Origin of the sequence: Pseudomonas sp. efr-133-TYG-23, from assembly GCF_030209215.1 — a bacterium.
GTDB classification, from domain to species: domain Bacteria; phylum Pseudomonadota; class Gammaproteobacteria; order Pseudomonadales; family Pseudomonadaceae; genus Aquipseudomonas; species Aquipseudomonas rhodesiae.
Window position 1 is genome coordinate 167,067 of sequence record NZ_JARVSL010000022.1, and the last position, 21,149, is coordinate 188,215.

A 21,149-nucleotide genomic window follows, 5' to 3' on the forward strand; every position below is an offset into this window, starting at 1 on the left:
GGTGTCCTCATCGGGGCTAACGGTTGCACGGGCCGTTGCAGGCGCCATGCCAAACAGCAACGTATTGATAAGTAGAGCTTTATTTCAACGTGAGGTGATCATGACCACCCTATGCCAGGGTAGCGCCAACCCGATCAGGGTCGAGGCGACCCTACCGGCCGACGAGATCCTCGGCCACAGCCGGGTATTGCGCCAATTGCTCGACGAGCTGGCGGTGCTGGCGCAGACCGAGTTACCGGTGCTGTTGCTAGGCGAGACCGGCGTGGGCAAGGAACTGTTTGCCCGGCGCCTGCACCGTCAGTCGCGGCGCAGCCGGCGGCCGCTGGTGCAGGTCAACTGCGCGGCGCTGCCGGAAGCGCTGGCCGAGAGCGAGCTGTTCGGCCATGTCAAAGGTGCGTTCTCCGGCGCCAGCCACGACCGTGCCGGGCGTTTCGATGCGGCCAATGGCGGCACGCTGTTTCTTGACGAGGTGGGGGAACTGCCGCTGAGCGTTCAGGCCAAGTTGCTGCGCACCCTGCAAAACGGCGAGATCCAGCGTTTGGGCGCCGACCGCCCGTTGCACGTGGATGTGCGTATCGTCGCCGCCACCAATCGCGATCTGGCGGAGCGCGTGCGCGACGGCCTGTTTCGCGCCGACCTCTATCACCGCCTTTCGGTGTACCCGGTGGCGATCCCGGCCCTGCGCGAGCGCGGCGACGACGTGCTGGTGTTGGCCGAGCACTTTGTCGAACGCAGCCGCGCCGCCCTGGGCATGCGCGAGCTGTGCCTGTCGCCGACGGCCCGTCAGGCGCTGCAAAGTTATGCCTGGCCGGGCAATGTGCGCGAGCTGGAGCATGTAATCAGCCGCGCGGCGCTAAAACTGCTGTGTCGAGCCGGCCGCCGCGCGCCCACGAGCCTGGAGCCGCAGTGGCTGGGCCTGGGCGACAGCACGGCCACAACGCAACCGGCCCCGGTACCGGGGGAGCCGTTTCAGCCATTGGCCGCCGCCGTGGATGACTGTCAGCGCGATAAGATCCGCCAAGCCCTTGCCCATTGCAGCGGTAATTGGGCCGGTGCCGCGCGGGTGTTGGGACTGGATTCCAGCAACCTGCACAAGCTGGCGCGCAGATTGGGGCTCAAGTAACCCCATGCGGCGTCATGCCACGGACGAATGTTGATCGTGATCAAGGGATAAAGCCGCGGCAGTTCCCACACTGTGGCGAACTTTCCGGAGGACCGCGCCATGCCCCTGTCCCTTGCACAATTGCGCCGTAACTACACCCTGTATGGTCTGCGGGACGAAGCCGCGCAGGCCGATCCCATCGAGCTGTTCGGCCAATGGCTGAGCCAGGCGCGCAAGACCGAAGTGCCGCCCGCCGAGGCCAACAGCATGGCCCTGGCCACCGTTGACAGCCAAGGGCATGCCCACTGCCGCATCCTGCTGCTCAAGGGTTTTAGTGCCGAGGGGTTTTTCTTTTTCTGCAATTACCAGAGTGCCAAGGGCCAGGAACTGGCAAGCAACCCCCATGCGGCCATGACGTTTTTCTGGCCGGGGCTGGAGCGCCAGGTGCGCATAGAAGGGCCGGTGGTGCGCGCCGATACGCAGCTGTCCGATGACTACTTCGACGCGCGTCCGGCCGCCAGCCAGTTGGGCGCCTGGGCCTCGCCCCAAAGCCAGCCTCTGGCCCATCGCAGCGAGCTGGAAGGCCGCTTGCGCGAAGTCACCGAGCGCTTCGCCGGGCGCCAACCGCCACGCCCCGAGCACTGGGGCGGCTACTGCCTGCAACCGCAACGCATCGAGTTCTGGCAAGGCCGCCCCGACCGCCTGCATGACCGCCTCGACTACCGCCTGCACGCGGGCACCTGGCAGCACACGCGCCTGGCCCCCTGACCGGCATACCTCCTTGGAGGAATAGGCCCTGCGCCCATTGCGGCGCAGGCTGACGCTCACTTTTCAATGCCTGGAGCCTGGATCATGGCCCATTTGACCCAACGGGATTTTGTCCCCCTGAACATCGCCGTGCTGACCATCAGCGACACGCGCACCCTCGCCACCGACACCTCCGGCCAGACCCTGGTGGACCGTTTGCAAGGCGCCGGTCATGTGCTGGTCGACCGTGGCCTGGTGATCGACGACATCTACCAGATCCGCGCGCAGGTATCGCTGTGGATCGCCGACCCTGACGTGCAGGTGGTGCTGATGACCGGCGGCACCGGTTTTACCGCCCGTGACAACACGCCCCAGGCGGTGGCGCCATTGCTCGATAAACAGGTCGACGGCTTCGGCGAGCTGTTCCGCCAGGTGTCCCTGGCCGAAATCGGCACCTCGACCCTGCAATCGCGCGCACTGGCCGGCCTCAGTAACGGCGTGCTGGTGTGCTGCATGCCGGGCTCGCCAGGCGCGTGCCGCACCGCCTGGGACCAGATCCTCGCGGGCCAGTTGGACAGCCGCACCGGCCCGTGCAATTTCGTGCCGCACCTCAAGGCCCAGGCCAACCAGAACGTGGCGGCCTGCGGGGCGCGCTTATGAGCGCCTCGGTGTGCGACGCCGGGCACCTGATGCCGGTGGACGACGCCATTGCCCAGCTGTTGGCCCAGGCGCCGCCGCCACCGGCGACCCAGGTGATCGGTCTGTCTGAAGCCCTGGGCCGGGTGGTGGCCGAGGACGTGTTTTCGCCTCTGGATCTGCCGAGTTGGGACAACAGCGCCATGGACGGCTATGCCCTGCGCGCCGCAGATGTGCCGGCCGAAGGCGGCTATCTGCTGGTGGCCGGGCGCGTGGCTGCTGGGCAAAGTCGCCAGCAAAGCCTGGAGGCGGGGGAGGCGGTGCGCATCTTTACCGGCGCGCCGTTGCCGCCCGGGGCCGACAGCGTGGTGCCCCAGGAGCGCTGCCGGGTGTATGCGCAGCGCGTGTGGTGCCCGCCGGTGCGCCTGGGTGAGCATGTGCGCAAACAGGGCGAAGAACTACGCCGTGGCGCCACATTGATCAGTGCCGGGCAACGCCTGCGCGCCCAGGAAATCGGCTTGCTGGCCTCGGCCGGTATCCCGCGGGTAAAAGTCTATCGGCCGTTGCGCGTATGCCTGCTCAGCAGCGGCAACGAATTGCGCGAACCCGGCGAGACCCTGGTCCCTGGGCAGATCTACAACAGCAACCGCCATTGCCTCGCGGCGCTGCTGCGCGGCTGGGGCGTGGACGTGCATGACTATGGCGTGATGGCCGACCAATTGGCGGCCAGTCGCGATGCCCTGGCGCTGGCCTCGTCGGAGTGCGACCTGCTGTTGACCTCGGCCGGGGTGTCGGTGGGCGAGGAGGATCACCTCAAGCAGGCCATCGAAGCCCTGGGCCAGGTGAATTTCTGGCGCCTGGCGATCCAGCCCGGCAAGCCGCTGGCTTTCGGCACCGTGGCGGGCAAGCCCTGGTTGGGGCTGCCGGGTAACCCGTCGGCGGCGCTGATCACCGCGCTGGTGGTGCTGCGCCCGTTTCTGCTACGGGCCCAGGGCATGACACAGGTACTGCCCACCCCGGTGCAAGTGCCGGCGGGGTTCGAATGGCCCCATCCCAACCAGCGTCGCCAGTACCTGCGCGCCCGCCTGGACAGCGATGCGCACGGGCAATTGCGCGTCACCGTGCATCCGCAGCAAAGCTCGGCGATGTTGTCGGCCGCGTGCTGGGCCGACGGCCTGGCCATTGTCGAACGCGAACAGCGGGTGGTCAGGGACGACCCGGTGGCCTTCTTGTCTTTCACTGAATTCCTGTGAGGAACCCCCATGCAACTGGTTTGCCCGGCAGGCAACTTGCCTGCGCTCAAAGCGGCGGTACGCCAAGGCGCCGACGCGGTGTACGTTGGTTTTCGCGATGACACCAATGCCCGGCATTTCGCCGGGCTGAACATGGACGACAAGCAGTTCGACGGCGCCGTCGCGTTTATCCGTCAGCACCAGCGCAAGCTCTATGTGGCGGTCAATACCTATCCGCAGCCGAAGATCTGGGCGCGCTGGCAACGCGCCGTGGATCGCGCCGCCGACCATGGCGTGGACGCGCTGATCGCCGCCGACCCCGGGGTGCTCGACTACGCCCACCGGCACCATCCGCAGATGGCGTTGCACCTGTCGGTACAAGGCTCGGCCACCCACGGCGCGGCGTTGAAGTTCTACGCCGAGCGCTATGACATCCGCCGCGCCGTGCTGCCCCGCGTGCTGTCGCTGGCCCAGGTCAAGCAGGTGGCCGCCAGCAGCCCGGTGCCCATCGAAGTATTCGGCTTCGGCAGCCTGTGCATCATGGCCGAGGGGCGCTGCCATTTGTCTTCCTACATCACCGGCGAGTCGCCCAACCTGTGCGGCGTGTGTTCGCCGGCCAAAGCGGTGCGCTGGAGTGAGGACGCCGATGGCCTCAGCGCGCGCCTGAGCGATGTGCTGATCGACCGCTACACCGCCGATGAACCGGCCGGTTACCCGACCCTGTGCAAGGGCCGCTTCCTGGTGGAGGGCAAGCGCTTCCATGCCCTGGAGGAACCCACCAGCCTGGACACCCTGGACCTGTTGCCTGAGCTCAGTGCCATGGGGGTGGCGGCCATCAAGATCGAAGGCCGGCAACGCAGCCCGGCCTATGTGGAGCAAGTCACCCGAGTCTGGCGCGCCGCGCTGGACGCCCACCGCCTTGCGCCTGCCCGTTTTGCAGTGCAGGACCAGTGGCGCCAGGTGTTGGCCGGGTTATCCGAAGGCAGCCAGACCACCCTGGGCGCCTACCACCGTGCATGGCAATAAGGAGCGCTTGATGAAACTCAGCCTCGGACCGGTGCTGTTTTACTGGGACAAAGACCACTTGGGTCGTTTCTATTCGGACATGGCCGGCTTGCCCCTGGACGTGATCTACCTGGGGGAAACCGTGTGCGCCAAGCGCCGCGCCATGTCCCTCGACCATTGGCTGGGCCTGGGCCGCGAGTTGCAGGCCTGCACCTCGGCGCAGATCGTGTTGTCGAGCCTGACCCTGATCGAGGCCGCCTCCGAACTTTCGAGCCTGCGCCGCCTGTGCGACAACGGCGAGCTGCTGGTGGAAGCCAACGACATGGGCGCGGTGCAGATGCTGGTGGAACGCAAGTTGCCCTTTGTCGGCGGCCCGGCGCTCAACCTCTACAACGGCCACGCCCTGGTGCAATTGCTTGACGCCGGTATGCAGCGCTGGGTGCCACCAGTGGAGTGTTCCCAGGACCTGATCGCCGATGTGCTGGAGCAGGTGCGCGAACTGGGGCGGCCATTGCCCGAAGTGGAAATCTTCGCATACGGCCATCTGCCCCTGGCCTATTCGGCACGCTGCTTTACCGCCCGCGCGGAAAACCGACCCAAGGATGACTGCCGCTTCTGCTGCCTCAACTACCCCGACGGCATGCCCCTGACCAGCCAGGAAGGCCAGGCACTGTTTACCCTCAATGGCATTCAGACGATGTCGGCCGAGGTCACCAACCTGTTGGCCGACTACGCCGGGTTGGTGCAGTGCGGCGCCGATCTGCTGCGGTTGAGCCCACGGGCCGAGGGCATGGTGGGCATCGTCAAAGCCTTTGATCAGGTGCGCCACGGCGCCACGCCGCCGCTGTATGTGGATGGCTGCAACGGTTACTGGCATGGCCAAGCGGGCATGCTGCGCGTCGAGGAGGTGGGCCTGTGCTGAAGCGTAAAGCGTGGTTGCTCAAAGGCGCTGACCGTCTGTTGCCGTTGCTGCGGCATGTGCCGTTCACGGTGCAGCGCCACGCGCTGCAACAGGCTCTCAATCGCTGCCTGGCCGAACCGCTGCGCGACGGCGGGTTCGACCTGCTGCGTGGGCGCTGGCTGTGCCTGCGCATTCCCGACCTGAGACTGTGCTGGTACCTGACCCTGGCGCGGGACGGCTTGCGCATCGCCGAAAAAGCCGAGGCCCAGGTGAGCATCAGCGGCAACTGGCGGGAGTTCTTGTTGCTGGCCAGCCGGCAGGAGGACCCGGATACGCTGTTCTTCCGGCGCCGGCTAGTGATCGAAGGCGATACGGAGTTGGGCTTGGGGGTCAAGAACCTGATCGACAGCCTGGACCCGGACGTCTTGCCGGTTTGGCTGTGGCGCAGCCTGGAGCGGATGGGGAGGGGGGTGGTTGAACGTCAGCCGGCCTGATACCCCATCAACTGTTCTTCGCTCAAGATGCGGATGGTGCGCCGTTGGACTTCGATCAACCCACCCTCCACCAGCCGGTGCAGAATCCTTGAAAACGTCTCCGGCTGGATCCCCAGCTTGGACGCCACCAGGCGCTTGGGGACCTGCAACACCACCTCGCCGCTGACTGCATTGCGCTCCTGGAACAGAAAATTGATCACCCGGCGGCTGGCGTTGGCCAGGGTCAAGGTGTCGATGTCCTTAAGGCGCTGATGCAGGTGGATGCTCATGCTGCCCAGAATCGCCAGGCAGATCTTCGGCTGATCCTCCAACGCGCGCCGGTAGTGTTGGCCTTCGATGCTCACCAGCACGCTGTCCTTGAGCGCCGTGGCGCTTACCGGATACGCCTTGGCCGCAGTGAACAGCAGCGCTTCGGCGAACGTCTGACCGGGTTGGATCACCTCCACCAGATGTTCCTGGCCTTCACCGGTGACCCGATGCAGCTTGATCTGCCCACTGACCAACAGGAAAAAACGCTCGGCCGCCTCGCCCTGATGCAATAGCGGGGTGTGACCGGGCACGCGCTTGAGATTGGCCAGGGTGCAGACATCCTGGAAGGTTTTTTCCGGGAGCTGGCTGAACAGGTGGTGCCGACGCAGGGTCAGGACGATATGGGGATGAGTGAGCATGCTTGGGCCTCCGCAAAGGGCTAGCGTAGGGTGCTTGAGCCGGTGTGGATATGCCTCTGTCGGGGTACCTCTGTGGTCTGAACTACTACTATCGGGGGCAAGCCCCCTCCCACATTCCGACCGCACCGGTTATCAGATGTGGGAGGGGGCTTGCCCCCGATAACGGAGTATCAGCCCCGAACAGTATCAACCCGCCTGCCGCAAATGCTCCATCGCCCATACCGCCGCTTCCACCCGCGAGCGCAAGCCCAATTTATGCAGCAGGTTCTTCACATGCACCTTCACCGTGCCCTCGGTGATGCCCAACTTATGCCCGATTACCTTGTTGCTGTAGCCACCGGCGATGGTCTTGAGCACTTGCCGCTCCCGTTCGGTCAACTCCACCGCCGCATGGGGCTGGGGCGAGCGCAACGCTTGGGCCAGCACCCGAGTCAGCCCGGGGCTGATCACCAGGGCGCCGTTCAACGCATCGCGGATGTATTCCACCACCAGTTCCGGCTCCATGTCCTTGAGCAGGTAGCCGTTGGCATCCAGGCGCAGCGCGTCGCGGATGTCGTCTTCGGCGTCGGACACGGTAAACAGCAGCACCTTGCCCGCATAGTCCATGGCGCGCAGGCGGCGCAGGGTTTCCAGGCCGTTCATGTGCGGCATGTTGTTGTCCAGCAGCACCAGGTCCGGTTGCAGGCTGTCGATAAGGTCGAGGGCTTCCTGGCCATTGCCGGCTTCGCCGACCACCCGCAGGTCGTCTTCCAGCTCAAGCATTTGGCGCATGCCGTGGCGCATCATCGGATGATCGTCCACCAGCAGAAGGGTATGGCGTGGGAGGCTGTTCATGAGGCAGTGCTCGCTAAAGAGTGGCCGAGGAATTCCGGCCGGAAACCCAGGTGCACCCGGGTGCCCTGGGGCTCGCGCGGGCTGATATCGAGTTGGCCGTGCAGGCTGCGGGCGCGCTCGTCCATGATGGTCAGGCCGTGGTGTTCGCGCCGGTCAACCTCGCCGCTGAAGCCGCGACCGTCGTCTTCGATGCTCAAACTGACGGTCTCACCGACCTGGCGCAGTTGCAGCCAGGCGTTTTGCGCATGGGCGTGGCGCAAGCAGTTGGATAGTGCCTCGCGGGTGATCTGCAACACATGGATCTGCTCGCTGGCCGACAGTTGGAAGGCCAGGGCATCCACATGCAGATGCACCTGGAATTCACCGCGCCGCGAGAACTCTTCGGCGGTCTCCGACAGCTCCTGCACCAGCCCGGCATCGTGAATTTGCAGGCGGAACGTGGTGAGCAGTTCGCGCAGTTGGCGGTAGGCGTTGTTCAGCCCGTCGCGCAATTCGGCGGTGACGGTGGCCAGGGTTTCCACTGGTTCGCCACGGCGGATCAGCGTCTGCATGCGGCTGACTTGCAGCTTCATGTACGACAGCGCCTGGGCCAGGGAATCGTGCAGTTCGCGGGCAATGATGGTGCGCTCGTCCAACAGCAGCAGGCGGTGGTCCTGCTCGCGCTGGCGTTTGAGGGACAGCGAGGTGCCGATCAAGTTGGCCAGGGCCTGGATCAGTTGTTTTTCCCAGTCCTGGGGCGCGTGGCCGTCGAGGAAATGCGCCTTGAGTTCGCCCAGTTCCGTGCCCTGGTTGCTGATGCTGAAAATCTGCGGCGGCGCCACTTTGTGTTTCTGGCAGCTGGCGCAATCGCCGATGGCGCACACATTGCGGCTGTCGCCACCGTGCAGGGCCAGTATCTGCTGGGCCGGCGCGAGAAAGTGGCCTTGCAGGCACAACGACAGACGCAGCCCCGGCAGGCGTTGCTGGAAGCGCCGGATCAATTCGTCCAGCCCTTCGGCGTTGGCCAGGCGCGTGGCCAGGCTGCGGCTGCTCTGGTACAGCAGCTCCAACGCGGCGTTGGCTTGTTGCAGGTTGAGGGTCTTGAGCTGCACCTGGGTTTCGAGGGTGCGATGGGAGGCTTCGATGGTCTCGGCCATGGCGTTGAAGCTCAGGGCCAGTTGTCCCAGTTCGTCTTCGGAGCGGTGGTTGACGCGGGTTTTGAAATCGCCGTCGCGAAAGCGTCGGGTGGCGTGCACCAGTTCTTCCAACGGGTTGACCACGCCGTATTGCAGTTCATACAGGCCGATCAGCAGGATGATCAAGGTGCTGAAAAGCGCCAGGCCCTGAATGCCTTGCTGCCAGCCTTGCTTCTGTTCGCTTTGTTGCTGCAACAGGCTGACGAAGTGGTTCAGTTGCTCGACGAACGCCGGGGCATTGAGCTGGAAAAACGCCGCGTCGCCGCGTATCACCGCCGGGCGCAGCGCGTCGTGCCAGCGCTGCTGGATCTGCTGGTAACTCTGCAACAGCGCGCTGCGTGGGCCGTCTTCCAGCACGGCTTTGAGGGATTGGCTGTCGAGGCGGCTTTGCAGGCTGCGCGCGATCGCGTCAACCTCGTCGGCCGGCGCGGCGGCGGCGAGTTTCCAGCTCAGGTGGTAGGTCTCCATGCGTACTGAGCCGGCGGTATTGATCGCGGCCGCGTCGCCCTGGCTGAACCAGGCGATCAGCCCGGCACTCAGGGAACTGGACAGGGCCAGGATGGCGATCAGGATAACGGCCAGGCCGGCGCGGGCGGGCAGGGAGCTGCGCAGCCAGTCAAGCATGGCGGCGTAATCGAAACAGGCGAAGGGGCAGCATAGTCGCACCAGGCATGGAAAAAAGGACTGAACACAGCCTTCCCTGGCGGACTACCTCTAAAGAATTGCCGGCGAACCCTCCCACGGATAAAAGCCGGCACAAGAGACCAATCCATTGATAAATAAAGGCTTTCTCTTGTTGTTGGGTCTACCTCCTTGGAGGTAGGCGCTGCCAGCATAGCCCTATACCCCCCAGGCGGACGTTGACCTGAGTCAAGTTCCACGGGGGTGTCGCCCCTAATCTGCGCCCATGGAATCACTTTCTGGAGCGCATACCGTGACTCAATCCCGTATGAGACAGGGCCTGGTGCTGGGCATGAGCACCTTGGCCTTCACCGTCTGCTTTATGGTGTGGATGATGTTCGCCGTGCTCGGCGTGCCCATCAAAGAACTGCTGCAACTCAACGAAACCCAATTCGGCCTGCTGGCGGCGACCCCGGTGTTGACCGGTTCGCTGGTGCGCCTGCCCCTGGGCTTGCTCACTGACCGTTTCGGCGGGCGCATCGTGTTTTTCCTGCTGATGCTGACCTGCGTGTTGCCGCTGTACCTGATCACATACGCCAGCGCTTATTGGCAGTTCCTGGTGCTGGGCCTGTTTGTCGGCCTGGCCGGCGGTTCGTTTTCGGTGGGCATCGCCTACGTCGCCAAGTGGTTCGACAAAGACAACCAGGGCTTTGCCATGGGCGTGTTTGGCGCCGGCAATGCCGGGGCGGCGGTCACCAAGTTTCTCGCCCCCGCGCTGATCGCCCTGGGCACCTGGCACCTGGTGCCCAAAGTGTTCAGCGCCATCCTGTTTATCACCGCGCTGCTGTTCTGGTTTCTCACCAGCGAGAACAAGAGCCACCGCAGCGTCGGCGGCGCCACCCTGCGCCAGCAGTTGCAGTGCCTGAAAGACCCAGCCGTGTGGCGCTACTGCCAGTACTACTCGATTGTGTTCGGCGGCTACGTGGCACTGGCCCTGTGGGTGACCAAGTACTACGTGCAGGAATACGGCTTCAGCCTGCAAAGCGCGGCGCTGCTGGCCGCCTGTTTCTCGCTGCCTGGCGGCGTACTGCGCGCAGTGGGCGGTTGGATGTCCGACCGCTGGGGCGCCCAGAGCGTGACTTGGTGGGTGCTGTGGGTGAGCTGGATCTGCCTGTTCCTGCTCAGCTACCCGCAGACCCAACTGCAGGTGATGACCGTCAACGGCCCGCTGGATTTCCACATCGGCCTGAGCCCGACCCTGTTCACCGTTCTGCTGTTTGTCATGGGCATCGCCTTCGCCTTCGGCAAAGCCTCGGTGTTCAAGTACATCGCCAATGACTACCCGCAGAACATGGGCGCGGTGTCCGGCATCGTCGGCCTGGCCGGTGGCCTGGGTGGCTTTGTGCTGCCGATTCTGTTCGGCGCCCTGGTGGACCTCACCGGCGTGCGCTCGTCCTGCTTCATGTTGATGTACGGCGTGGTCTGGGTGTCCCTGACCTGGATGTACCTCAGCGAAATTCGCAAGCAACCGCTTTTGGGCAACACCGCCCAACGTCTCCAAGGAGAATGAATATGTCCATCGCGCAAAAGCCCGAGTCGGGCCCGGTGATCCATGACTGGCGCCCCGAAGACCCCGCCTTCTGGGGCGCCGGCGGCAAGAAGACCGCCACTCGCAACCTGTGGATCTCGATCCCCGCGCTGTTGCTGGCCTTCGCCGTGTGGATGGTGTGGAGCACGGTGATCGTGCGCCTCAATGCCATCGGCTTCAGTTTCAGCACCGATCAACTGTTCTGGCTGGCGGCCTTGCCGGGGCTGTCCGGCGCCACCTTGCGGGTGTTCTACTCGTTTATGGTGCCGATCTTCGGTGGCCGCCGCTGGACCGCCCTGAGCACCGCGTCGCTGCTGCTGCCGTCGCTGTGGATGGGCTTTGCGGTGCAAGACCCCAGCACCCCCTACAGCGTGTTTGTGCTGATCGCGCTGCTGTGCGGCTTCGGCGGCGGCAACTTTGCCTCCAGCATGTCCAACATCAGTTTCTTCTACCCCAAGGCCCAGCAGGGCACCGCGCTGGGCCTGAATGCCGGCCTGGGTAACCTGGGGGTGTCGGTGATGCAGTTCTGCGTGCCGCTGGTGATCACCTTTGGCGTGTTCGGCCTGATCGGCGGCCAACCCCAGACCCTGCCGGACGGCAGCCAATTGTGGCTGCAAAACGCAGGCTTCATCTGGGTGCCGTTTATCCTCACCGTCACTGTGGCGGCGTGGTTTGGCATGAATGACTTGTCCAGCGCGCGCGCCTCGTTCGCCGACCAGGCGGTGATTTTCAAGCGCAAGCACAACTGGCTGATGTGCTGGCTGTACCTGGCGACCTTCGGTTCATTCATTGGTTTTTCGGCGGCGTTTCCGCTGCTGATCAAAACCTCATTCCCCGACGTGGTGGCGCTGAAATTTGCCTTCCTCGGCCCGCTGGTCGGCGCCCTGGTGCGCCCACTCGGCGGCTGGCTGGCGGACAAACTCGGCGGCGCGCGAGTGACCCTGTGGAACTTCGTGCTGATGATCGCGATGGTGTTCGGCGTGCTGCACTTTCTGCCGCAGAACGGCGAGGGCGGCAACTTCTACGGCTTCCTCGGCATGTTCATGTTGCTGTTCATCACCACTGGCGTGGGCAACGGCTCCACCTTCCGCATGATCCCAGTGATCTTCCGCACCCAGCATGAAAAAGCCAGCGCCGGTAAATCCGCCGCCGAGCGCGAGCAGGCCCTGAAGGACGCCGGTAAGGAATCCGCCGCCGTGCTGGGTTTCAGTTCGGCCATGGGCGCGTTCGGCGCGTTTTTCATTCCCAAATCCTTCGGCACGTCCATGGCCGCCACCGGCAGCCCGGCGATGGCCTTCTACATGTTTGTCGGTTTCTACCTGAGCTGCATTGTCGTGACCTGGTGGTGGTACGCCCGCAAAGGTTGCGCCACACCCTGCTGATCGACCACGAATTCGCGGGGCAACGCACCCCACGGCACGCCTGATGAGGAAAGCACCATGAGTCACTTACTGGATCAATTGCGGTTCTTCAACCGCAAGCAAAACGAATTCTCCGAGGGCCACGGCGAGACCCGCAAGGAGTCCCGCGACTGGGAAAACGTCTACCGCTCGCGCTGGCAGTACGACAAGATCGTGCGCTCCACCCATGGCGTGAACTGCACCGGTTCGTGCTCGTGGAAGATCTATGTGAAGAACGGCCTGATCACTTGGGAAACCCAGCAGACCGACTACCCGCGCACCCGTAACGACCTGCCCAACCACGAGCCCCGCGGCTGCCCGCGCGGCGCCAGCTACAGCTGGTACATCTACAGCGCCAACCGCCTCAAGTACCCGAAGATCCGCAAGCCGCTGCTCAAGTTGTGGCGTGAAGCGCGCCTGACCCTGCCACCGGTCGAGGCGTGGGCGAGCATCGTCGAGGACAAGGCCAAGGCCGACTCGTACAAAAGCAAGCGCGGCATGGGCGGTTTCATCCGCTCGAACTGGGAGGAGGTCAACGAGATCATCGCCGCCTCCAACGTCTACACCATCAAGCAATACGGCCCGGACCGTATCGTCGGCTTCTCGCCGATCCCGGCCATGTCCATGGTCAGCTATGCCGCCGGTTCGCGTTACCTGTCGCTGCTGGGCGGGGTGTGCCTGAGCTTCTACGACTGGTACTGCGACCTGCCACCGGCCTCGCCGATGGTGTGGGGCGAGCAGACCGACGTGCCGGAATCGGCCGACTGGTACAACTCCAACTACATCATCGCCTGGGGTTCCAACGTCCCGCAGACCCGCACCCCCGACGCGCACTTTTTCACCGAGGTGCGCTACAAGGGCACCAAGACCGTGGCTATCACCCCGGACTATTCGGAGGTGGCCAAGCTCACCGACCTGTGGCTCAACCCCAAACAGGGCACCGACGCCGCCCTGGCCCAGGCGTTCAACCATGTGATCTTCAAAGAGTTTCACCTGGACAAGCCGAGCGCCTACTTCACCGACTACGCCAAGCGTTACACCGACCTGCCGGTGCTGGTGATGCTCAAGCCCATGAGCGGCTTCGCGCCGGGCGCGGGCTTCCAGCCGGATCGTTTCCTGCGCGCCTCGGACCTCACCGGCAACCTCGGCCAGGACAACAACCCGGAATGGAAAACCATCGCCCTCGACGCGAGCGGCGAGCTGGTCTCGCCACAAGGCGCCATCGGCTACCGCTGGGGCGAGAAGGGCAAGTGGAACATCCTTGCCAAAGAGGGCGGTGAAGGGCGCGCCATCGACCTCAAGCTCAGCCTGATCGGTGACGACGTGGCCGAAGTCGCGTTCCCGTACTTTGCCGGCGAAGCCCACGAGCATTTCCAGCATGTGGCCGGCGACGCCGTGCAGTTCCGTCGCGTACCAGTACACAGCGTGACCCTGGCCGACGGCAGCGTGGCCAAGGTCGCCACCGTGTTCGACCTGTCGGCGGCCAACCTGGCCATCGACCGTGGCCTGGGCGGCAGCAATGTGGCCAAGGACTACAACGACGCCAGCGTACCGGGCACCCCGGCGTGGCAGGAAGCGATCACCGGGGTCAGCCGCGAGAAAGCCATCCAGATCGCCCGTGAGTTCGCCGACAACGCCGACAAAACCCGTGGGCGTTCGATGATCATCGTCGGCGCAGCGATGAACCACTGGTACCACATGGACATGAACTACCGCGGGCTGATCAATATGCTCATGCTCTGCGGTTGCGTCGGCCAGACCGGCGGCGGCTGGGCCCACTACGTCGGCCAGGAAAAACTGCGCCCGCAATGCGGCTGGCTGCCCCTGGCCTTCGGCCTGGACTGGAGCCGCCCGCCACGCCAGATGAACGGCACCAGCTTCTTCTACGGCCACAGCTCCCAGTGGCGCCACGAGAAGATGAACATGCACGACGTGCTCTCGCCCCTGGCCGACAAAGCACAGTTCCCCACCCATGCCTTGGACTACAACATCCGCGCCGAACGCGCCGGCTGGTTGCCCAGTGCGCCGCAGCTCAACGCCAACCCGCTGCACATTTGCCGTGACGCCGCCGCCGCCGGCATGGACCCCAAAGACTATGTGGTCAAGTCCTGGCAGGACGGCAGCCTGCGCTTTGCCTGCGAGCAGCCGGACAGCCCGGTGAACTTCCCGCGCAACATGTTTATCTGGCGCTCCAACCTGCTCGGGTCCTCAGGCAAGGGCCACGAGTACATGCTCAAGTACCTGCTGGGCACCAAGAACGGCGTGATGAACGAAGACATCGGGTTTGGCGGTGAAAGCAAGCCCACCGAAGCCGAGTGGGTCGACGACGGGGCCATCGGCAAGCTGGATCTGGTGACCACTTTGGATTTCCGCATGTCGTCTACCTGCGTGTATTCCGACATCGTCCTGCCGACCGCCACCTGGTACGAAAAAGACGACATGAACACCTCGGACATGCACCCGTTTATCCACCCGTTGTCGGCAGCCATCGACCCGGCGTGGGAGTCGCGTTCGGACTGGGAAATCTACAAAGGCATCGCCAAGGCGTTCTCGGCCATGGCCGTCGGGCACCTGGGTGTCGAGCAAGACCTGGTGACCGTACCGCTGATGCACGACAGCGTCGGCGAGCTGGCCCAGCCGTTTGGCGGCACCGACTGGAAAAGCGCCGGGGTGGCACCGGTGCCGGGCAAGAACGCGCCGAACATGGCGGTGGTGGAGCGCGACTACCCGAATATCTATAAGAAATTCACGTCCCTGGGCCCGATGCTGGAAAAACTCGGCAACGGCGGCAAGGGCATCAATTGGAACACCGACGATGAAGTGGCGTTCCTGGGCGAACTGAACCACCACGAAGGCGACGCCGGCGTCAGTCACGGCCGGCCGAAGATCGACACGGCTATCGACGCGGCCGAGGTGATTCTGTCGTTGGCCCCGGAAACCAACGGCCATGTGGCAGTCAAGGCCTGGGCGGCGTTGTCGGAATTCACTGGTATCGACCACAGCCACCTGGCCTTGCCCAAGGCCCACGAAGCGATCCGCTTCCGCGATATCCAGGCGCAGCCGCGCAAGATCATCTCCAGCCCCACCTGGTCGGGCCTGGAAGACGAGCATGTGAGCTACAACGCCGGCTACACCAACGTGCATGAAAACATCCCATGGCGCACCATCACCGGCCGCCAGCAGTTCTACCAGGATCACCCGTGGATGCAGGCCTTCGGCGAGCAGCTGATGAGCTACCGGCCACCGGTCAACACCCGCACCATCGCCGGCGTGAAAGGCAAGCGCAGCAATGGCGAAACCGAGATCGTGCTGAACTGGATCACCCCGCACCAGAAGTGGGGCATCCACAGCACCTACAGCGACAACCTGCTGATGCTCACCCTGAGCCGTGGCGGCCCGATTGTGTGGCTCTCGGAAATCGACGCCCAGCGTGCCGGCATCGAGGACAACGACTGGATTGAATGCTTCAACGTCAACGGTGCCTTGACCGCCCGTGCGGTGGTCAGCCAGCGCGTCAAGGAAGGCATGGTGATGATGTACCACGCCCAGGAACGCATCGTGAACGTGCCGGGTTCGGAAACCACCAAGACCCGTGGCGGCCACCACAACTCGGTGACCCGCGTAGTGCTCAAGCCGACCCACATGATCGGCGGCTACGCCCAGCAAGCCTACGGTTTCAACTATTACGGCACGGTCGGTTGCAACCGCGACGAATTCGTCGTGGTGCGCAAGATGGCCAAGGTCGACTGGCTCGATGGCTCCAGCGGCGATGACCTGCCGCGCCCATTGCCGACCGATATCGAGGAGAACTGAGATGAAGATTCGCTCACAGATCGGCATGGTGCTGAACCTGGACAAATGCATCGGCTGCCACACCTGCTCGATCACCTGCAAAAACGTGTGGACCAGCCGCGAAGGCATGGAGTACGCCTGGTTCAACAACGTCGAATCCAAACCCGGCATCGGCTACCCCAAAGAGTGGGAAAACCAGGACAAATGGAAAGGCGGCTGGGTGCGCAATGCCAACGGCTCGATCAACCCGCGCATCGGCGGTAAGTTCCGGGTGCTGGCGAACATCTTCGCCAACCCCGACCTGCCAAGCCTGGACGACTACTACGAACCGTTCGACTTCGATTACCAGCACCTGCACACCGCACCGTTGGGTGAGCACCAGCCCACCGCGCGGCCGCGCTCGGTGGTGTCGGGCAAGCGCATGGAAAAGATCGAGTGGGGCCCCAACTGGGAGGAAATCCTCGGCACCGAGTTCGCCAAGCGCCGCAAGGACAAGAACTTCGATCAGATCCAGGCCGATATTTATGGCGAGTACGAAAACACCTTCATGATGTACCTGCCGCGCCTGTGCGAGCACTGCCTCAACCCGGCGTGCGCGGCGTCGTGCCCCAGCGGCGCGATCTACAAGCGCGAAGAAGACGGCATCGTGCTGATCGACCAGGAAAAATGCCGGGGCTGGCGCATGTGCATCAGCGGCTGCCCGTACAAGAAAATCTACTTCAACTGGAAAAGCGGCAAGTCCGAGAAGTGCATCTTCTGCTACCCGCGTATCGAAGCCGGCATGCCCACCGTGTGCGCCGAAACCTGCGTGGGGCGCATCCGCTACCTCGGGGTGCTGCTGTACGATGCCGACCGCATCAGCGAAGTGGCCAGCACTGCCAACGAGCAAGACCTGTACGAAAAACAGCTGGAAATCTTCCTCGACCCGAACGACCCGGCGGTGATCCGCCAGGCCCTGGCCGATGGCGTGCCGCAGTCGGTGATCGACTCGGCCCAGCGTTCGCCAGTGTACAAAATGGCGGTGGACTGGAAACTCGCGCTGCCGCTGCACCCGGAATACCGCACCTTGCCGATGGTTTGGTACGTGCCGCCGCTGTCGCCGATCCAGAACGCTGCGGCCGCTGGCACCGTGGGCATGAACGGGGTGATCCCGGATGTGGACAGCCTGCGTATTCCGCTGCGCTACCTGGCCAATATGCTCACCGCCGGCGATGAAAAACCGGTCAAGCGCGCACTCAAGCGCCTGTTGGCGATGCGCGCCTACAAGCGCTCCCAGCAGGTCGAGGGCGTGCAGGATTTGCAAGTGCTGCGCGACGTCGACCTGAGCGTGGAGCAGGTGGAAGAGATGTACCGCTACCTGGCCATCGCCAACTACGAAGACCGTTTCGTGGTGCCCAGCGCCCACCGTGAAGACGCCATGAGCGACGCGTTCGCCGAGCGCTCCGGCTGTGGTTTCAGCTTTGGCAGCGGCTGCAGCGGCAGTTCCGACACCAATATGTTCGGAGCCAAAAAGGCCAACCGCCGCGACGTGCTGAAAACCGTCCAGATCTGGGAGGACTGAGCCATGCGCATTCTTAAAGTGATTTCGCTGCTGCTGGACTACCCCACCGAGACCTTGGTGAACGGCCGCGACGAACTGGAACAAGCGATTCTCGAAGCACGGGAAATCAGCCCCAAGCAACGCGGCGCGCTGTTCGAATTGCTGGAGCTGATCTGCGGCAACGATCTGATGGATGGCCAGGAACACTACGGCGCGTTGTTTGGCCGTGGTCGCTCGCTGTCGCTGCTGTTGTTCGAGCATGTACACGGCGAGTCCCGGGACCGGGGCCAGGCCATGGTCGACATGATGGCCCAGTACGAAGCCGCCGGGTTCGCCATCGGCGTCAAGGAGCTGCCGGACTATATCCCGCTGTACCTGGAGTTCCTGTCCACCCGCGAAGACATCGAGGCCCGTGAGGGCCTGGCGGATGTGGCGCACCTGCTGGCCTTGCTGGCTGCGCGGCTGGAGGAGCGTGAGAGCGGCTATGCCAGTTGCTTGCGCGCGCTGTTGCAGATAGCCGGCGCGGAGCCGCACCAGGCCGTGGCCGAACTGCGCGCCCAGGTGGCCGCCGAGCCGCGCGATGACTCCCTCGAAGCCCTGGACAAGGTCTGGGAAGAAGAGGCCGTGGACTTTATGCAGGCCGAGCAACAGGACCGTTGCAGTGCGATGCCGAGCGCGCCGGGCAAAGCCCGTGAAGAAAGCGCGGTGCCGTTGCATTGGGTGGATTTTCAGCAAGAAGGCCGGGCCGCAGTGCCCGCCGGGGAGGTGGGTAATGTCTAAGTGGAATTTGCTGGTATTCGGGATCTACCCCTACGTGGCCCTGGCGATCTGCCTGTTGGGCAGTTGGGCGCGGTTCGACTTGTCGCAGTACACCTGGAAGGCCGGCTCCAGCCAGATGCTCAATAACCGGGGCATGCGCGTGGCGAGCAACTTCTTCCATATCGGCGTGCTGTTCGTGCTGGCCGGGCACTTTGTCGGCCTGCTGACGCCAGCGTCGGTCTATCACCATGTGATCAGCACCGAGCACAAGCAACTGTTGGCGATGGTGTCCGGCGGCTTCTTCGGCCTGCTGTGCCTGGTGGGCCTGCTGATGTTGGTCAAGCGCCGCCTGGGCGATCCGCGGGTGCGCGCCACATCGAGCCCCTCCGACATCCTGATCCTGCTGGTGTTGCTGGCGCAGTTGCTGCTGGGGCTGCTGACCATCGTGGCCTCCACTGGGCATATGGACGGCTCGGTGATGGTGATGCTTGCCGACTGGGCCCAGAACGTGGTGCTGCTGCGTCCGATTGAAGCGGCGGAGTCGATCGCGCCGGTGTCGCTGATCTACAAGGCGCACGTGGCGCTGGGCTTGAGCCTGTTTGTGCTGTTCCCGTTTACCCGTCTGGTGCATATGGTCAGCGCACCGATCTGGTACCTGGGGCGTCGTTATCAAATCGTGCGGCAGAAGTGAGGAGCACACCATGACTAGCGGATGCGGATGTGGCGGCAGTAACGGCGGCAGCGGCGGTTGCGGTTCGGCGGCCAAGGAGCCGGTGGTTGAAGCTCCGGTAGCGGTGGAGCCTGAATTGATCGCCAGCAGTGAACAGCAATGGCCGATCGTCAGCGTCAACGGCGTGGCGATCACGCCGGAGGCGATGGCCCTGGAGGTGCAGTATCACCCGGCGCAAAGCCGCGAAGAGGCGGTGTACCTGGCCGCCCGCGCCCTGGTGATCCGCGAGCTGTTGCAGCAGCGCATCGCCGCGCTGGGGTTGGCGGTGGACATCGGCGCTGGCGAGAACCCAGAAGAAGCGGCTACGCGCCTGCTGCTGGAGCGTGAAGTGAAGGTGCCCGAGTGCGACGAGGCCACCTGCGTGCGCTTCTTCGAGAACAATCGCGGGCGCTTCCACAGCGCGCCGTTGCTGGCGGTGCGGCACATCCTGCTCGAATGCGCGCCGGACGATGCCGAAGCCCGCCACCTGGCCCATGTGCAGGCCGAAGTCCTGCTGCTGAGCCTGACCCAGAACCCCGGCAGTTTCGCCGAGCTGGCGCTCAAGTACTCCGCGTGTCCGTCCAAGGCACAGGGTGGCTCCCTGGGCCAGGTCAGCAAAGGCCAGACCGTGCCCGAACTGGAGCGCCAACTGTTCACCCTGGCACCGGGCCTGGCGGATAAACCGTTGGAAAGCCGCTACGGCTGGCACGTGATCAGCGTTGATCAGCGCATCGAAGGCCAGGCGCTGCCGTACGAAGCGGTGGCCACGGCGATTCGCACCCAACTGCAACAGGGCGTATGGCAGAAGGCGCTGGTGCAGTACCTGCAAACCCTGATCGGCGCGGCGGACATTCGCGGCATCGCGCTGCAGGGCGCCGACTCGCCGCTGGTGCAGTGACATGAGCCTGGTGGATGGGGTAGGCCGCTCGATTGACTACCTGCGGTTGTCGGTGACCGACCGTTGTGATTTTCGCTGTGTGTACTGCATGGCGAAAAACATGACGTTCCTGCCGCGCCAGCAGGTGCTCACCCTCGAAGAACTGGAGCGCCTGGCCGCGTTGTTTGTCGGCCAGGGCGTGCGCAAGATTCGCCTGACCGGCGGTGAGCCGTTGATTCGCCCGGGCATTGTCGGCCTGTGCCGCAACATTGCCGCGTTGCCGGGCCTGCGCGAACTGGTGATGACCAGCAACGGTTCACAACTGGCGAGGCTGGCCCGGCCCTTGGTGGAGGCGGGCGTCAAGCGCATGAATATCAGCCTCGACAGCCTCGACCCCCAACGCTTTCGCGCAATCACCCGCAACGGTGATCTGCGCCAGGTGCTGGACGGTATCGAAGCCGCGCGCAACGCCGGCTTCGAACGGGTCAAGCTCAACTGCGTGGTGATGAAAGGGCGCAACTTCGATGAAGTGCCGGCCTTGGTGCGCTACGCCATCGAGCAGGGCATCGACATCAGTTTTATCGAGGAAATGCCCCTGGGCGATGTGGGGCGCTCACGCGGCGAGAGCTTCTGTGCCAGCGACGACGTACGCGCGCTGATCGCTCGTGAACATGGGCTGCTCGACAGCACGGAAAACAGCGGCGGCCCGGCGCGCTACGTGCGCTTGGTGCAACATCCGCAGACGCGGATCGGCTTTATCTCGCCCAATTCCCATAACTTTTGCGGCAGCTGCAATCGGGTCAGGATGACCGTCGAAGGGCAGTTGTTGCTGTGCCTGGGGCAGGACAAGGCCGTGGATTTTCGTAGCTTGCTGCGGCGCTATCCATTGGAGGATGGGCCGTTGATCGCAGCCTTGCATCAAGGGTTGAAGGGCAAGCCATTGCGGCATGATTTCAGCGGGGACGGCGAGGTGCAGGTGGTGCGTTTTATGAATATGAGTGGAGGGTAGAAGCCGCCCATGGGGGCATGCCCGGCCCCAGGCACTGCAAGGCAGCGCCTGGGGCTCGCG

17 protein-coding genes and 1 pseudogene are annotated in these 21,149 nt (G+C 64.1%); 15 read left to right on the top strand and 3 right to left on the bottom strand.

Annotated elements, in window-relative coordinates; all coding sequences use genetic code 11:
* Positions 1-154 precede the first annotated feature (154 nt).
* The 7 genes and pseudogenes from norR to ubiT form a co-directional block, all read left to right on the top strand.
* Positions 155-1,123 (top strand): annotated as a pseudogene (norR, locus tag QRN41_RS16595) (nitric oxide reductase transcriptional regulator NorR); the annotation flags it as partial.
* A 99-nt stretch (positions 1,124-1,222) separates the two neighbouring features.
* The gene (gene pdxH, locus QRN41_RS16600) at positions 1,223-1,870 is read left to right on the top strand and encodes a pyridoxamine 5'-phosphate oxidase (protein ID WP_040268603.1); all 648 of its coding nucleotides are present in this window, start codon (positions 1,223-1,225) and stop codon (positions 1,868-1,870) included.
* 84 nt (positions 1,871-1,954) lie between these two features.
* A complete protein-coding gene (gene moaB / locus QRN41_RS16605) occupies positions 1,955-2,509 on the top strand; it encodes a molybdenum cofactor biosynthesis protein B (RefSeq protein WP_034098463.1) in 555 nt (184 codons plus the stop codon).
* Positions 2,506-3,738: a molybdopterin molybdotransferase MoeA gene (locus tag QRN41_RS16610; RefSeq protein ID WP_034098461.1), complete on the top strand. Its 1,233-nt coding sequence runs from the start codon at positions 2,506-2,508 to the stop codon at positions 3,736-3,738. The genes moaB and QRN41_RS16610 overlap by 4 nt, the downstream gene beginning before the upstream one ends.
* 9 nt (positions 3,739-3,747) lie before the next feature.
* Positions 3,748-4,743, top strand: a complete 996-nt coding sequence (gene ubiU / locus QRN41_RS16615) for a ubiquinone anaerobic biosynthesis protein UbiU (RefSeq protein ID WP_034138464.1) — start codon at positions 3,748-3,750, stop codon at positions 4,741-4,743.
* 10 nt (positions 4,744-4,753) lie between these two features.
* Positions 4,754-5,644 (top strand): U32 family peptidase, encoded by an 891-nt coding sequence (locus QRN41_RS16620; protein ID WP_034098457.1) that lies wholly within the window; start codon positions 4,754-4,756, stop codon positions 5,642-5,644.
* Positions 5,638-6,117 (top strand): ubiquinone anaerobic biosynthesis accessory factor UbiT, encoded by a 480-nt coding sequence (gene ubiT / locus QRN41_RS16625; RefSeq protein WP_167417479.1) that lies wholly within the window; start codon positions 5,638-5,640, stop codon positions 6,115-6,117. The genes QRN41_RS16620 and ubiT overlap by 7 nt, the downstream gene beginning before the upstream one ends.
* Here the strand turns inward: ubiT and QRN41_RS16630 are convergent.
* The 3 genes from QRN41_RS16630 to QRN41_RS16640 all read right to left on the bottom strand — a co-directional run bounded on the left by QRN41_RS16630 (position 6,105) and on the right by QRN41_RS16640 (position 9,418).
* On the bottom strand, positions 6,105-6,785 hold the full coding sequence (locus QRN41_RS16630; protein ID WP_034138461.1) for a Crp/Fnr family transcriptional regulator: 681 nt from the start codon (positions 6,783-6,785) through the stop codon (positions 6,105-6,107). The two genes, ubiT and QRN41_RS16630, sit on opposite strands and share 13 nt — an antisense overlap.
* Positions 6,786-6,971: 186 nt before the next feature.
* Positions 6,972-7,619, bottom strand: coding sequence for a two-component system response regulator NarL (gene narL, locus QRN41_RS16635; RefSeq protein WP_034098451.1), 648 nt, complete (start codon positions 7,617-7,619; stop codon positions 6,972-6,974).
* Positions 7,616-9,418: a HAMP domain-containing protein gene (locus tag QRN41_RS16640; protein ID WP_167417480.1), complete on the bottom strand. Its 1,803-nt coding sequence runs from the start codon at positions 9,416-9,418 to the stop codon at positions 7,616-7,618. Before QRN41_RS16640 ends, narL begins: the two co-directional genes overlap by 4 nt.
* A 310-nt stretch (positions 9,419-9,728) precedes the next feature.
* Between QRN41_RS16640 and QRN41_RS16645 the strand changes: the two genes are divergently transcribed.
* Genes QRN41_RS16645 through moaA form a run of 8 tightly spaced genes read left to right on the top strand, consistent with a single transcriptional unit; the run spans position 9,729 to position 21,089 of the window.
* On the top strand, positions 9,729-10,985 hold the full coding sequence (locus tag QRN41_RS16645; protein ID WP_080761449.1) for an MFS transporter: 1,257 nt from the start codon (positions 9,729-9,731) through the stop codon (positions 10,983-10,985).
* A gap of 2 nt (positions 10,986-10,987) precedes the next feature.
* Positions 10,988-12,385 carry a NarK family nitrate/nitrite MFS transporter gene (locus QRN41_RS16650; RefSeq protein ID WP_167417481.1) on the top strand — a complete coding sequence of 466 codons (1,398 nt, stop codon included), beginning with the start codon at positions 10,988-10,990 and terminating at the stop codon, positions 12,383-12,385.
* Positions 12,386-12,442: 57 nt separating this feature from the next.
* On the top strand, positions 12,443-16,216 hold the full coding sequence (locus QRN41_RS16655; protein ID WP_167417482.1) for a nitrate reductase subunit alpha: 3,774 nt from the start codon (positions 12,443-12,445) through the stop codon (positions 16,214-16,216).
* Between the two features lies 1 nt (position 16,217).
* Positions 16,218-17,756, top strand: a complete 1,539-nt coding sequence (narH, locus tag QRN41_RS16660) for a nitrate reductase subunit beta (protein WP_034138456.1) — start codon at positions 16,218-16,220, stop codon at positions 17,754-17,756.
* A gap of 3 nt (positions 17,757-17,759) precedes the next feature.
* Positions 17,760-18,515, top strand: a complete 756-nt coding sequence (gene narJ / locus QRN41_RS16665) for a nitrate reductase molybdenum cofactor assembly chaperone (RefSeq protein ID WP_034098439.1) — start codon at positions 17,760-17,762, stop codon at positions 18,513-18,515.
* Complete coding sequence (narI, locus tag QRN41_RS16670; RefSeq protein WP_034098438.1) at positions 18,508-19,185, top strand: respiratory nitrate reductase subunit gamma; 678 nt, start codon at positions 18,508-18,510, stop codon at positions 19,183-19,185. The genes narJ and narI overlap by 8 nt, the downstream gene beginning before the upstream one ends.
* A 10-nt stretch (positions 19,186-19,195) precedes the next feature.
* Positions 19,196-20,101 (top strand): peptidylprolyl isomerase, encoded by a 906-nt coding sequence (locus tag QRN41_RS16675; RefSeq protein ID WP_285421852.1) that lies wholly within the window; start codon positions 19,196-19,198, stop codon positions 20,099-20,101.
* A gap of 1 nt (position 20,102) precedes the next feature.
* Positions 20,103-21,089, top strand: coding sequence for a GTP 3',8-cyclase MoaA (gene moaA / locus QRN41_RS16680; RefSeq protein WP_083377860.1), 987 nt, complete (start codon positions 20,103-20,105; stop codon positions 21,087-21,089).
* Positions 21,090-21,149 lie beyond the last annotated feature (60 nt).